Source organism: Paenibacillus paridis (genome assembly GCF_006345825.1).
GTDB classification, from domain to species: domain Bacteria; phylum Bacillota; class Bacilli; order Paenibacillales; family Paenibacillaceae; genus Pristimantibacillus; species Pristimantibacillus paridis.
This window is the reverse complement of record NZ_VCIX01000091.1, coordinates 510,199-525,634: the sequence shown is the minus strand read 5'-3', so window position 1 is coordinate 525,634 and position 15,436 is coordinate 510,199. Positions and strand designations below refer to the sequence as shown.

Below are 15,436 nucleotides of genomic sequence, written 5' to 3'. Positions count from 1 at the left end.
GTCTGACTCTATCGCAGCTTGTGACTCTATCAACCGCAGGATGTCGCAAAGGTGCCCACATAGGTCTATGCGACTTATGTGGGCAGCGCCTGCTATTAACGATTGGAAATGAATTCGTCAAGTCTTGTCGCTATCGCCGCAGCCTGTGCTCTGGTTAGCGATTTCGCCGGATTGACGTTATTGTTGTCTCCAAGAATGATGCCATGCTTAACGGTCAGAGCAACCGATTGCCTAGCCCATTCCGGGATGGAATCCTTATCGTTGAAAGCATTCAGAATTCCCTCTACCTCTTCAGCGTTTAATTCTCCGCCTAGGCCAAGCGATGTCAGCAATCTGCCAACCATCGTCATGGCTTCAATTCGATTCAAGGTTGCCGATGGAGCATAGCTGCCGTCTGCACGGCCATTTACGATGCCAAGCTTCGCTGCAATCGACACGCTTCGCTCATACCAAGCGCCCGATTTCACATCCGTAAAGCTATCGCTAGCCGTTTTGTTCATGAGTCCCGCTACGCGAAGCAGAATCGTTGGATATTCCGCTCTCGTCACTGTGCTCTCCGGCTCAAAGCGACCATTGCCTTTGCCAAGCACAAACAGCTTCGAGGCAGCTTCGTTGATGCCCGCTTGTCCCCAATAACCGGCTTTCACATCGTTAAACGTACTAGTATTGCTTAGGTAGATCAGTTTGCCTTCACCTGTCAATTGAATATCAAGAATCGGTGCTGAGCTTGTCCCAGCAAGCTTCCAAGGAACGGTTGTCCAGCTTCCGTCTGCGCTTTGCAGAACGACCGCCGTAATTGCTTTCGCTTGAATGCCACTCGGCACCGGTACATGTACGGGCACATATTTGCTCCAGCTGGTTTCCGGCAGATTAGTCGTAATCGTCACGCCTTTGCCATCTCCAAGCAAAGTAGCGCCTAGCTCCTTAGCGAGATTAACCGAAGCGGTTTTCCCTGCTTCGCTGTTAGCCCCAATGGATACCACCAAGTCTTCCTTTAAACCATCTAGCATAGCAGGAGTAATGACCAATTGTGCCATAGGCAATTTGATGCTTATCCCCTTCTTCGCTGTTGCCGCTTTTTGAGCACTAGCTTTATCCATACGGAAGGTATAACTGGTGATCGTAGCATCTTCGGAAGCAATCGTGATGTCGCTATCCCCAGCTGCCTGTAGATCCTCAGCCGTAATCGAAATCACTACGCCGCCTTCCTCGCGGGTGACTTCAAGCTTCTTGCCGTTGACGATGATTTCGGCTGGTCCTTCTGGAAGCTCGCCGCCTCCAATGGCACCGCCACCGCCTCCGCCGCCAATTACGCCGCCTCCGCTGCTAGCTGACCAAACCCTCGCTGCAAGCTTAGCCGATACTGCAGTCGCTTTCTTCGTAGAGGAAGCTCTAGCCGCAATAACGACCGTTTCTCCGGTTTTCGCAGCAATTTGTCCATTTTGAGGGAAATAAGACCAATCGCTAATATCCGCTCCAAACGTTGGAAGCGCAAATGCTCCACTGCCTTCCGGATACACTTTATAAACCAATTGCTGGCCGGTCATGTCTCCTGCGGAGCCAATCGTAGCCAAAGTCATAGCATTATTCCCGCTAATAGCTGACAAGGTTGCCGTTATCGTTCTTAGGCTGGTTTGCTCCGGCCATTCGACCGTCGCCGCTGCCATCGCCTTAAGCGATACGTCCTCTGTCAGCTGATATTCCGCTTCAATCAGGCTGGCTCCGACATCAAGGCCGGTAATAACGCCTGTTTCCGATATGCGAACCGAATCTCCCATGCCTATAGAGAAGCTCAGGCGGCTCAGATCAGCTTTCGGAATATCTTTTTCCTCAAACTTCGGCTTGCCTGATTCGTCCTTCCCATTCGCATACTTAAGTACCGCTTTGACTGCTGTACTGTCACCTGGCTTAATGTCGCCTATTGGCTTCAACACCAGTGCTGAAGGCACTTGATAGGAAGCGTTCGTCACGACAACGGTTGCCGTATTCTCATTGCCTGCTTTGTCTTTGGCAATAAATTGTAGCGGTACGGTCGCCTCACTGCCCTCAACTGGTACTAGGCCTTTAAACGTTCCGTCGTCTGCCACGGCAAGCTTAGTGCCATTAACGGTAAGATCAGTGTCTTTCGTCGACGTTCCCGCCACTTGAATTTTGCCGCCGCTCGATCTAGCCCCAGTAATCGGCTCATCGATGTAGATAACCGGAGCAATGGTATCGACCGTCAGGTACAGCATCGTTACCGAAACGTCCTGCGTAACCTTATTCGTTGCTACTAGTTCAATAGCATAAGGCCCATCGGTCTTAAACTGATCAAAGGTTAACGTACCGTTGCTGCCTGACCCGCTGTTTTTCAAGCTTGTTTTGCCAATCGATTTGTCGGCATAGAACGCCTCGATTTCAACATCTTTTTGATTGGCCGTCAGATTAATCTTTTGTTCAAGCTGATTAGTAAGCAGCTCCATATACACTTTCGATGTATCCAGCGTTCCAGCTGTCGTGCTCGCTCCAAGCTTCGGCTTGGAAGGGACAGGGAGGAATTTCATTGCGCTGTTCACATTTCCGGCAAAATGATAGTTTTCATTTTTGTCCGCGTCCTTGGTTGGCTTCGTCACTGCTGATACCGAAATGACGTAATCCTTGCCAACTTCAAGACCGGTGTAGGTCACGGGAGCCTGCGCATCGTCCATCGCTACGAGACTATCCGTATTAATCGCATTCGATGTAGATGTCGCGGCCCAGCCGCCAACAAGAATGCCTTCATAGCTGCCTGTCTTCGCATTCCAGTAAGGAGCAAGCTCGGTTTCCGTAAACAGAATCTCGCCGAATTCCGGATAGGATTCAAGTGCTCCGCCACGCTCTTTCAACGCTTCCAAAGCATAGCTATGCTCGTAGTTCTCATGACCAGCCTTTTTCTTGCCTGGCTTAAAGGACAAGGAGAACAGTCCGTTGCCAGCTGGCTTGATGGCTACATCGCTAACTGGCTGCGGTGCAAGCGGGTCAATGATTTCAAAGCGCTCCGCAGATGTTTTCGTTCCGAAAGCACCCTCCGATTTCAGCTCCGCACGCAAGTAATAATTTCCTTGCTGCAATAAACCGCGGATATCCTCGACATCGCCAAGCATCGATACTTTCGTCACGTCAAGCGTCATGCTGCCGCTTGTTTTATTGCCTGTTTTGCTGCCATTTTGGCTGACAGGAATATCCTTCGCAATCAACAGACCCGGCTCGCCCGGCTCCAATACGGTATCGGAACCTGCCTTTGCGGATTTGGCATCTGCTAATGCATCTTCAGTCAGGTACAGGCTGATCGTATCGCCTGCGTGCGCATTGGAGACATTCCACGCTGCTGTAAAAGCATTAGCGTCCGTATTGCTCTTCTTCAAGCTAACATCCGTCAGCTCTGGCGTAGTCGGAATGTTGAGCAATCTGCTTTCCACGGCCGATACGGAAGCCAGTGTCCAAGTACCGCCTGCCGCTGCGCGGTCTTGCGGAATAATAATGTAAGCTTTTTTCGAATCTACGCCATCCACGGACTGGTCTGCCGGGATATGCTGAATGAATGCATTCGCATTCGGATTTGTATTTGTGTTGTCGAATACTACTGGATACAGCTTGCCTTTCGAATCCTTAAGCGTAAAGCTTGGGATCTCCTTCGACGTGTATTCCACTTCGATCATGGCATTGCCCGTTACGCCGCCCAGCGGAATTTCATGCGTTCTGCCGCTGTTTTTCACGACAATGCCGCCGATGCCTACGCCCATCGAACCGTTATCCAGCACGCTTACGCCTTCGGATACTTTGCGGTACGTAATTTCTTGTATCGCTTTCTCCGTATCGAGCCACGAAGTTGCCAGCGTCTCAACGCCTTGTCCAATAACCATCAGACGCGGGCCTTTCTCAGGGTCCTCGACAACCATATGGATGAAGCCCTCTGGAAAATTTTCGCCCGAGGTGCCGAATTCAACTCCGCCGCCCCAATAATAAGTAATCCCAAGTGAAATGAACAGAATGCCTATGCTGCCCCATAGCTTGTCATTATTAACGCCAAGGAACACGCTTGAAAGCGGCATGCCGCCAACGACAGGCACGCTGCTCGGAATTTGAACCTTCGCTCCGATATACCCTTCGAAATCAATGCGGTTTTTCTCCAAGTTCTGACCGACAAAAATGCCCGCCTTACCAATAATGACTTCCCATCCGCCGATATCGACCTCGGCTTCCATCCGTACAAACCACGGAGTGACCCATTGCGCTTCAATCATCGCTTTGGTCAGCATCGGGATAAGATCGTCGTCATCCGGGTCAGGGCTAGGAGAGTAATCCATCTTCCCTTCAACCTTGATGCCTGTCCTCTTCACAGTCAGGTCGATATCGCCAAAGAAATAAGCTGGCGCAATACCAAATCTCAAGCTAACGCCTGCCTGCACTACGAGCGGGAAAGGATCTTTTTTCGAGCCGCCTGCAATGGTATCTGCCAGCTCCCGAACAGCTCCGCGAATTTTAGTTAAATACGTAGCTCCCGTAATGAGTATGCCTGGTTCAGGCAAGCTTGTCCCAAACGCGATCACATCCGGCAAAATCCGACCGTCCGCAACCTTCTTCAAAGCTAGCTCAAGCTCCACATCAACCATGCCCTTGAGATCAGCCTTAAACTGAAGGCCGTATTGATTTTCAACATCCTCCACCGGTTGAACAAAATGGACAATGTTGATTCTTCCGCTTGCCGATCCGGATTCATCATCCTTATCGCCATCTTTTTTAGCTCCGAACAAGCCCATATCCTTATCCAGATTGAATTTAAGCGCTGCGTCGATGCCCACAAAACCTTTGTCGTTAAAGACAACGTTGCGCATCTCTGCTTCAATGATTTTCAACGAAATCGAGCCCCCGAACGAAACGCCGCCCTGTCTCAAAATAAAATCATTGAAGGAGAGCCCAAAGCCGTCAATGGAGAAGCTCGGTGCCGCAAACAAGCTATGCTTGTTGAAGTAAACCGTCTCAATCATCAGCCTGCGAAGCGGGTTAATCGCATCCCCTAGACCGCCAACCGCCCAATCGAGCGATCCGTTCTCACTGTCATCCTCTTCATTATCTTCGCTATCCGGCATTTCCTCATCATTAACCAAGTAGCCTTCGCCAAGCGACTTATTGAAGCCGTTATAGAAGTCTAAGGTCCATTCCCCTTGATGGAAAACAAAGCCGCTGTTCGCCACGCTCAAAATACCGTCGCCCTTAACGATAAGCGTATCGAAAAATGGAGTATCATCAACGCTATTGTTATTCGACTGCTTGGTGAATAGGCCAAGATCCAGCTTGCCTGGAACCAAAACGATGTTTTTGCCTGTATAAGCAACCGCTTCGTTTATGATTGCCGGCTCCGTCTTCGTATCCACAACAATCTGCTGCTCATCGCCCGTACCGACCTGCTTGACCATACCCCGAATGACAACTAGCTGCTCGGGTCCATCCTCTTCCCCAAAAAACTCTTCCAGCGCTTCCTCTGATTCAAAAAGTTGGTACTGGTAAGCAGCTACTTCCTTTAATGATTTCGGATCCAAATACTCTCCTAAATCAAACTTAGGATCGCTTGCTTTACTTGCCATACCTACAATCGTTTTTGCTTCTTTATATTTCGTTACTGCCGTATAAAGATCCGTTCCGGATTTGAAAGGCTCTCCCGGAAAAGCTTCATTAATAGAATCTAGCAAAGCTCCGCTTACGTTTGGCGTTACAAAGCTCAAATCTACCTCTTGCTTGTAAATCGCCAAAATGTTAGCTTCCCGAATACGCGATTCCTCATTATCTGTAACTAGAAACACTTGGTTTGTTGTTATGTCGTACATCGCTGCGATTTCTTCATCGCCGCCAGTATCGCCTTTAAAATCGATTTGAACCTGGTATTCGCCAAGTGGCAGCTCAGGCCCCAAATTCGCTTCAATCACATTGCCCTTATCATCTACGAGGTCGCCGCCTCTGTACGTAATACGCATATCCCCGGAGAAACCATCGGCTCCCGGCTGGAGAAGAACAGCGTTTTTCGTATCCACTTTATAGCGTTTACCCGTAACTTTATCTTTTAAATAAACATCAAAATTCGGCGCGATGGTCTCATTGCCCGTGTTGTAAGCCTCAATATTAGAGAGGTTTACAGTCATGTACTTCACATCCGTGCTGTAAAGTTCGGATGGTGAAATTGCATAGACATACGTCGGCACCGCTTCGCCAATTGGTGGCAGCAAGATGAAGTTTTTCTTGGTAGACTCGTATTGTGCCTTTAAATCCTCATCCTCGCTCCCTTCAATTTCTTGCTGGGTCTCCGGGCTTTTTACAGTCAACATATACTCTCTAGTCGTTGGCCAAGGTCTGCCTTTGGCTTGCACAACGAAAGTAACCGTCTCGGTATCGCCAGGTTTATATTTAGGCTTTATGCCCGCTTCAGCCTCTTCCGGCGTAGCTGTTTTTTTCAACGGCTCCTTCGCAAATTTGCGTGACGGCTCCGTTAAAATCTTATTGTTTTCATCTCTCATAATCTTTCCGGCTTTGTCGAGCTTTACAAAGCTCAGTCCATTTTGGAGCGTCATCTCTGCTTCGATCTGCGTATGCTCCATGTTATACATCGCCAAGTTCTCAATCTCAGCTGTTATTTCAAAAACGCCTTCATCGACATAATTGCTAGCATCAGGCAGCGTGGCAAGCTGCTGCACAGGGTCCATGTAGCGAATCGAGAATACTTTATCTGGAGCTACGATTTCACCAAGACCGTATATCGTTTCGAAGGTTTGAGCCGCATGTTTGGCCAACTTCTTCGGGTTCCAATAGAAGGCTACTGCCGAGTCAGCTGTCCCGAAATCATTGGTATCCCGTGTGAAATCCAAATTTGGATTAGGTGTATAATCCCACTTGGTATTCGCTAAGTTGTTCCAATGCGCAACCGTCATTTCATCAACAATGTTGATATTGGCTTCCGCTATATTATTGAAACCATAAGCCATTACATTCGTGGCGAGCGGGTTGTCCAACTCCAGCTTGTCACGCATAACCCAATAGGCTGGTATTTTGTAATAAGCCTGATCTTCCTCAGGGATACCCAGCTTCTCTGGATCATGTACAAGCTTCCTTTCCACTAGCAATGGGGATTTGAAAGCCGTACCGACTTGGAATTGCGGGCCATCATTGCCGCCTACCATCGTATCTAGCAAAATACGGCTGCCGAGCGCGACGTCCACACCGCTTTTGTTAACCACTTCATACCGAATGTTAACATTACCGGCATTTAACTTGTCCGCGCTGTCCAAATAAAGCATCAAGATTTGTTTAATCTCGACACCTTTAATTTTCCAAATCGTTTCGATTTGCTTTGTGCCGTTAATATTTTGAATAATTTTCGGCGTTGATGTCTCCGAGAAGAAATTGGCAGCAAATTTATAAGGATTGCCGAAAATATAATCCGTGCCGTCAATTTTGAACGTCGTAAACGAGGTTTCCGGATCATCACCGCGGAAAAGCATATCGACGTTTTGATCCTTCTTGCGCACCGGCTGTCCTTCAACCGTACGAATGCCGAAGCGGCCCGTGCTATTATCTACTGTAATTTTAATAAAATCGTTCTGAATCACCGTTGTATTAGGACTGCTTACCGCAGCTGCGGCGGCTTCCATGCCTGTATAGTTTGAAGCTATAAATAATAACAAGGCGAGCATGAATATGCCGCTTTTTCTAGCTAATCTCACCTAAATGCCTCCTGTCGTCTGACTAAATCTAGTACTCGCATTATTCCAATACACCAACAGAGCAGCAGGCCGAGAACCAGCCGCACTAAACGCACGGCCGGTACTTGGACTGCGGATCAATTACTGCGCCTTCGAAATGAAGAATGTAGCATATTCCCGCTCGCGCTCCTGGTTTCTCACAATAATGGTGTACCAGCCTGCTCCAGGGAAAGTCACTTTAAATTGACCGCTTATCAGTTCTTTATACGTAATTTTACTTGCAATATATTTCATTTGGCCTTCGCGATAGAGACCTGGCTGATAGAGCAAATCATAGGTGCCCAGTTCATTAACTTGGTCTTTGCCGCCAACGTTCATGAGGTTGTAGCCGGAAATGCTGAAAGTCAGTGTGCTGCGGTCAAACAACGCCGTCTCTCCTGCAGAGGATGAAATCAGCATATCATTTGCAAAAATTAAGATTCCTCCATCTTTAACCACATACACGTCCTGCACGGCAGTAACCGTATTGCCTACTTGGTCCACAGCCGTGTAAGTAATTGGCTGATATCCTGCTTTGGTTAGATCCAGCTTGCTAATCGATACCTTAATGTTCTCAGGCTTCGATACGTTATCTGAAACTGTAAAACCACCTAAATCAACAGCGAAATTGAAGTCTTTTTTATTCTGAACCACAGCTGCTGAAGCACGTTTCAATACAAGCTCAGGTGCTTTATTATCTATTCCATCAACAGTCACCGTCACTTTATTCACGTTGCCTAGCAGGTCAGATACGGCGATCGTCGTAGAACCGTTAGCCGTGTACGTTCTTGAATATTGGAAGCTGCCTTCATCATCGCTGATTTGATTAGTAAAGCTGCCACTTTGTGCAATTGGTACAACGCCCGAAAATACTTTATTCGGAGCAGTTGTATGACCGCTTAACGTTACTCTCATGTTTCCATTTGCATACGTCTTGCCGTCGATAGTCACAATTTTGTTTTGCGGCAAGGCTTGTCCGTCCTCATCAACATACGTATACGTGACGCTTTCCACTTGAGGAGGCGCTGCAATAATATTATCGATATCAGCCGTCAATACCTTCGTATTGCCAAACTGATCGGAAACAACAAACGTTTGCGTACCATTGCTTTGCAAGGTTACTGTTTTGCTTCCTTTTACGATACTAATTTCCTTCGTTTCTCCCGGCTCTGCTTGCACCTCTAGCGTTACGCCTGAAGAGAACAGGACATTTCCATTAGCATCTTGAACGGTTCCGAATGTCTTCGCCCCATCTTTGCCATACGTATAAGAGCGCACTAAAAGCACCTTAGGGCCCTCTTTATTAATATTTTGGACAACGGCAGTAGCTGTCCCCATATTTCCCGCTTCATCCTTAAACTCAAAGGTGAAGGATCCGTTATCGTTAAAGGTATACGAACCTCTTCCATCGTTATTCGTTACTTGAACAGGCTCGGACGTTTCTAAGCGAACGGTCACATTGCTGTTTGTCTCATCTGTAATAAGATATTCAATGCTGCCCTCGGGCGGCGTTCCATCCACATTGTTAATCACAACATACAAAGTATCCTTGCGTTCTCCATCATTGATATCCGTAAGATCGAACGTATAGAAGCCATTCTCCTTAACCTTGAACGTATTGCCTGTTCGTTCCGGTATAGAAGGATTAACGTCCGTTGGAACTACTTTAATGCCGAGCGGCACCGATACCTCAATGTTTACACCAGTAAGTGGACTAATCGGTCTCGTTGTGCTCAGCGTAGTAAGCGCATAAACCGGCTCAACCGTAGACAGTGTTGCGATATTAATCTTCTGCGGATCGCTGACCGCGCCGCCTGGCGTTCGGTATTTCACTTGAATCGGCAACGCTGCTGCTCTATCCGAAACAGCTTTCACCGAAACAAAACTCGTAAACGTCCGCCATTTGTTCCAGCTTGCTCCGTTGTCCTCTGAAATGGAATACTCGTAGCCTTTCTTATCCTCTGTATCCAGAGTCAGCTTCAAGATCGCTGTATAACCATCGGTATCGTCCCCATATAAATAAATCAAATCGGAGTGAGATGGTGCTGGCGGGATTTCCGCTCCTGCATTTTTGGAAACCTTAAACGTCCCGATCGTGCTCTTGATCGTGCTGTTTCCAGCACCGTCTACCGCAAATACATAAAGCCTGTAATCTGCGATCTCACCCTCTTCCAGCGCCTTGCTGTCAAGCTCGATTACTCCGCCTTCCGGCAGCTCAATCCAGTCTGGTGAATCAGCATCTGGAGCCGCTTTGCCAAGCTTCACCCATTGGTATTTCTTCACCAAACCGTTGACACTATAAGGCTCATTAATCGATACCGTTACCTTATGTGATTCAAGGGGATAGGTTACTCCATTTTTGCTAAAGCCAATGGTTGGCGCCTGGTTATCGAAATAATAAGCTTTCGAGAAATAATAATAGCGGTCTCCTGCTTTCGCCATCATATGAATGTAACGGGTACCGTTCAAATCTGTATTCACCGGAACGATATAATCGAAGCCAGCGTTTACGCTGCCTCCTCCGGAAACATTCAATGCTTTGTAGTCGTCGTTGTTTACTGGACGTGTAGCGTTAGCGCTAATCGCATAGCCAACAAAATCCGGTGTAACGCCGCTGATGTTAAACTGAACATCATGACTTTTCACATAGTTCGTATCTGCTGGTGGAGAAAATTCGGTAAGTACTTTTTCTTCCGAATTAACCTTTACCGGACTTTCTGACGAGGTGATTACTTCATTGCCCGCTTGATCAAGCACTTTAATGTATAAGCGATAAAGTCCATCTTCTTCCACCTCGTTCAAGGTAGAAACGCTAAGCTCCCCCTCCGTAAGAGTTGCTATTTTCCAATTGATATCCTTAGGCTGCTTGCCATCCAATACCCATTGGTAAGAAGTTTTCTTAATTCCGCTATGGTCATCTACGATATCAGCGCTGATTTCCACGTTAAACGTGTTGTCGCCGCTAACCTCTTTGATTGTTACTACTGGCTTGCGGTTATCAAGCTTGATGACTGTCGAATTGTAAGTCCAATTGGAATCGTCGTATTTAAAATCATTCAAGTCCCACGAGCTGACATTTCCATAGTCACCAACAGCAGCTAGTGCTTTGTTATCTGCGTAAAAAGTTCTGTCGGCATCGGAGCCGCTAGTTAGCTCCTGTTTCCAAGCTTCATATTGATCTGCGTGCTGAATGACATAATCCGCTTTTTTCTTATATTGCATCAATTCTCTAGCAGAATCCCATGTCATATCTGCCGTCCAAGTATGCAAGTACCAATCACCGCTGTTTTCCGAGGTCAGCGCTTCGGCCGGTGGGGCAATCATATTTGTTTTGTTATTAACGACCTGAAGAGAGAGGTTCGCATACTTCCCTGGATAAAGCTCCTCACTTGGCTGCTTAGCCGATAAAGAGTAGCGCTTGATTGCAGCGAATTGATCCGCAGACTCCTCTGCAAACGGGTCATTCGGTGATTGTGTCCAAACGTAATAGACTAACCCAACAGATGGCGAACCTGCACCTGTATTGTTGGATGGACGATATATGCCGCGGCTAGGTCTTTCTTGTCCTCGTTCTTCTATGACTGGATCAAGTGCAGGAATAAACACGGATGGGTCATTCGCATCAATCGTTATTTTTCCGTTCTTCTGGTACGTCTGGTTTGTAGCTCCGCCAACTTCGTAGTGGTAGTCAATAATTGGTGGTTTATTGTCAATCGCAAGTCGTGCCCAATCAATCTTAGAATTGACTAATGATTCATCCCCATCAATATGGATGCCATCATAATTGGCCGGTTGAATGAGAAGATTGCCCGCATAATCCTGAATGACATTGATATCGGAGTTATCTCCTTTATCATCATGCGATACCGCAATCACCTTCAACAGCGGCGTCTCCATAAGGAGCTCTTCTGTAATATGGGCACGGAAAGTCCAATTTTTTGTATTGCTTCCCGTAACGTAGTACGCCTTCAAACCCGTGTTAAAAAGAATAAATGTTTTCTCGGGGACCCAGCCTTTCTTCACGACCGCTTCCTCGGTCATTTGCATCGTGAAATCAACCGTATCGTTTTTATTCAGCGTAACGCCTGTCACAATTTCCGGTTGAATACCGTTTCCGGTCTTCGTATATTTAGGTGCGACTCCGTCAACGATGACGCGATAACCGCCATTGTTGTAATCAAATGGATTCACAACTTTTCCGCGCACATGCTCATTGCTAGCGTTATTTCCCAAAGTCGGAAAATCAGTAATAGCCACGTTACCTGCTGTATCTGCAAACACCGCGCCCTTGAATTTCTCCTCCAATGTCTGGTTAAGAGGAATCCCGCTTGTTGAAGTTCCCGTAATCAACGGTTCTAGTGGCAAGTTACCGCTGTTATGATATTTAACGCCCACATACTGATACTGGACATGTCGTTGGTAGGTATTTAGATTATTAGCTGTGTACGTTCTATTTTCCAAATATTGTGTCTGCCCCGCTGCTGGCAGACCTGTTCCGCTTGGATTAGCAAAAAGAGGATGACGCAAGAAATGCTCATAATAAGCCGAGTTCAATGCAGTAGGCCTAACCGGCTCTGTAAACTGATAATCAAGCGTTATGTTTTCCTGCTGCTTAACATAGAGCTCTTGTTGGTTAATCGTTGTATTCGTACGCTCCGCGCCATTGCCTGTGAAGATGTAGCTTGACATTTTCGGACGGTTTGTATCCTGGAATTTAATATACAGACCTCTGGCACCAGTAAGCTCGCCATTACCGTCTCCGTTACCGTCTCCATATACAGTTACTCTTAGTTTTGATTGTGGAGTAATTATCTTTTTTGCAGAACGGGGGCCTAAGTCGCCATCTCCGTCTGTGTCACCTGATAGTATATTTTCACCACTGAGATAGAAGTTTACTTTTGTATCACGCTCCCAATGGATAAACCCTCCCTCGTAAAATTTCAATCTATTCCAACCAACCACTACTTCGGCCTCGCCGCTTTCCGCAAGTGCTCTCAGTGCTGGATTGCTTGCAATATCGATTTCAAATATGACTAATGTATTTTTGTCTTCCTTGCCTGTCATAACATCGCCATTTCCCCAATCAATTTGCGAGTATTGTTGGGTAGGTGAGTCAGGCTGGCTAAATCCTGGCGTATTCGCATAAATATTAACTAGCGAGTTATCTGCCTCATAGGTCAAGTTACCTACGTGTGTACCAGCTCCAAAAATAACTTCCAAGTCAGCAGGTGCCGCCTCGACCTTTACTGCATACAAGCCTTGCAACATCGTTCCTAGCAGGCATACGATGATCACCGTTGCAATACTTCTAAAAGCCTTTCGATTTACAAACATAAACTTATGACTCCTCTCTGTAATCCTGCTCCGTTGCCTAGTCAACCGTTCTGCCTCACTTCCATGTTCAACGGTATGAGCCTCTTATAGATCGCTATAAATCAGCAATAAATGCTCTATTCCGTCATCTATCGACATCCTATGAAATTGTACCAAATCACTCTGTGCAAATTCTGTGCAGAATAGGGTCTTTAGTCCCCTTTCACTCAGAAATCTGAGCAAATCAAAAAAAGAAAGCCGGATCCCATCTGACTTCCTTACTATTCTATAAAAATCAAAGTGTACCTATTATATCCAAAACTATACAATTCCTTTATGATAGATTCGCAGAGAGAAACCGCTTGTAAGAATTAGAAGGGGCAATTAAATGTCGGATAGAGTCATAATGACCATGTTCTTTTTAGTCGTATTTTGCGGATCGGGGATATTAACTATTTTATTCCCTGAATTCATGGTTAAAACATCATCAAGCGCAAGACAACAAAAGAAACCCACAAAGGATATCATTTATTTATATAAAATCGGAGCATATATCTCCATATTCTTAGGTTTAATCATGATTGCAGGGGTCTGGATGGGAGGTTTGGGAATATAATTTGTCTTACTAGCATGGTAAAGGAGGATATTCGTTTGCAAAATCGTTTAACTCAAGGGGAGTTTAAGCTAAAGGTTTTATTACAAAAAAATTTGTGCATGGTTCTCGTTTATTGGGCAGTAGCATTCGCTACATCATGGATAGATCCAGCCATTCATACTATATTCTACTTCATTGTCGAGATTTTATTTTTGCCATGTTTTATTTGTTATCTCAATTATAAGTTCTTTCTTGAAGCTGGAAACCGGTTCTTTTTTCTAGGTTTTATATTCGTCATACTAATCATAATCTTAGGCCATAACCTGAGTTATATTGTAATTTCATTGTATATTTACAAAAATAACTTAAACCTTCCCGAAGAACAATATTGGTTATCAACGTTCTCTACAGTTGTCATTGTGATCGGAATTATTTCTTGTATCATTGCTCAAATTTTGTTGATCATTAGACTCAAGGATGTAATAAAAACAAAGAGCGTGCGGAACACTAATTAGTTATCGTAGACGGTTGATTATCAACTTCGTAGCCTATACACGATCGAGCAGGTGGAAATAAATTTGCGGGAGTGGCGCCAAATTATGAATTGGATTGTATTATTTCTTCTTGGATTACTACTGTTGTTTTTTCCAAAAACATTTTCAAAGATTGGATGGTTTAACTTAGATAATATGAACGGTAATGCAGGACCAATGGATAAATATGATAAACAGAAATTTATATCGGTCAAAACGATTTATGTATATAGAATGATTGGCATAGTTCTTATTATATTAAGCTTGATATTCATTTTGTCATAATCTTTTGTTGAATAATATGAATCTACCTTCGTCTTCATTTTGCTAGGCGATAGGCATGAATTCGGTACTGTACCTAGCTCATGCCTTTTATTTTCAACTTATCCACTACTTATTCGGCTTTGCAGTGCTCACAATACATCCCTCATATTCCCTTCACAGCCCCAACCGTACTAAGAGCCGCGTCCAAATCGCTATAAATCACATTTCCGACCACAACCGTATGTGCGGCTTCCGCCGCTTGGAAAGCTTTGTCCGCAGTGTCAATGCCACCGCCGTAAAATAATCTGGCTTGAACGGCTGTTGCCCGTGCCCGCTTCACAAGCTGCATATCGCCGAAACGGCCGCTGTATTCCAAATATATAACAGGCAGGCGCATCAGCCGGTCAGCCATTCGCACATGAGCGATCAATTCTGCTTCTGTCAGCTCCGTCTGTGCATCGGTTACCTTTGCGGCCGTCGCCTCACCATTCAAAATAATGTATCCCTGCGCCGCTGTCTCTTCCCAAGGAACAAACGAGCCGTATTCGAGCAGTCCAGCGGTTTGCCGTCCGGTGATCCACTCCGCCTTGTCCGTATTCAGAACGAGCGGCACAAAATATCCATCGAAGCCAGGAACTGCGCCTTCCAGCGTCGATACCTCCAGCGCACAGTCTACCGCATATCTGCGAATCCGTGCCATGAGATCAACGGTATTCTCAAAAGTCACTCCGCTGGAACCGCCCACGATAATCGCATCCGTCCCTGAATTGCATATTAGATCCAGTGCTTCATCGGTTATTTCACGCTCGGGGTCAAGCTTAAACACATGCCGCCAGCCCGAAAACCAAACCTCACTCATCAATGACCAAACCTCGCTTTTTCGCCAAAATCGAATGTCTCATAATTGCGCTATCCCTCTATGCTATGCCAGCGCCCATCGCGTGTCAAACCTGTCCTGCGCCGGCCATCAAATGGAAAAATGC

The 15,436-nt window shown here is 46.1% G+C and carries 4 protein-coding genes; 1 reads left to right on the top strand and 3 read right to left on the bottom strand.

Annotation, left to right across the window (positions count from 1 at the left end; all coding sequences use genetic code 11):
* Positions 1-95: 95 nt before the first annotated feature.
* Both FJQ58_RS22285 and FJQ58_RS22280 read right to left on the bottom strand, forming a co-directional pair.
* Complete coding sequence (locus tag FJQ58_RS22285) at positions 96-7,730, bottom strand: S-layer homology domain-containing protein (RefSeq protein ID WP_139997000.1); 7,635 nt, start codon at positions 7,728-7,730, stop codon at positions 96-98.
* A 120-nt stretch (positions 7,731-7,850) separates the two neighbouring features.
* Positions 7,851-13,082, bottom strand: coding sequence for a hypothetical protein (locus FJQ58_RS22280; RefSeq protein ID WP_139996999.1), 5,232 nt, complete (start codon positions 13,080-13,082; stop codon positions 7,851-7,853).
* A gap of 367 nt (positions 13,083-13,449) precedes the next feature.
* On the opposite strand from FJQ58_RS22280, the gene FJQ58_RS33490 reads away from it, so the two are divergent.
* Positions 13,450-13,677 carry a DUF6199 family natural product biosynthesis protein gene (locus FJQ58_RS33490; RefSeq protein WP_476641274.1) on the top strand — a complete coding sequence of 76 codons (228 nt, stop codon included), beginning with the start codon at positions 13,450-13,452 and terminating at the stop codon, positions 13,675-13,677.
* A gap of 939 nt (positions 13,678-14,616) precedes the next feature.
* Here the strand turns inward: FJQ58_RS33490 and pcrB are convergent.
* On the bottom strand, positions 14,617-15,312 hold the full coding sequence (gene pcrB, locus FJQ58_RS22275; protein ID WP_139996998.1) for a heptaprenylglyceryl phosphate synthase: 696 nt from the start codon (positions 15,310-15,312) through the stop codon (positions 14,617-14,619).
* Positions 15,313-15,436: the final 124 nt, after the last annotated feature.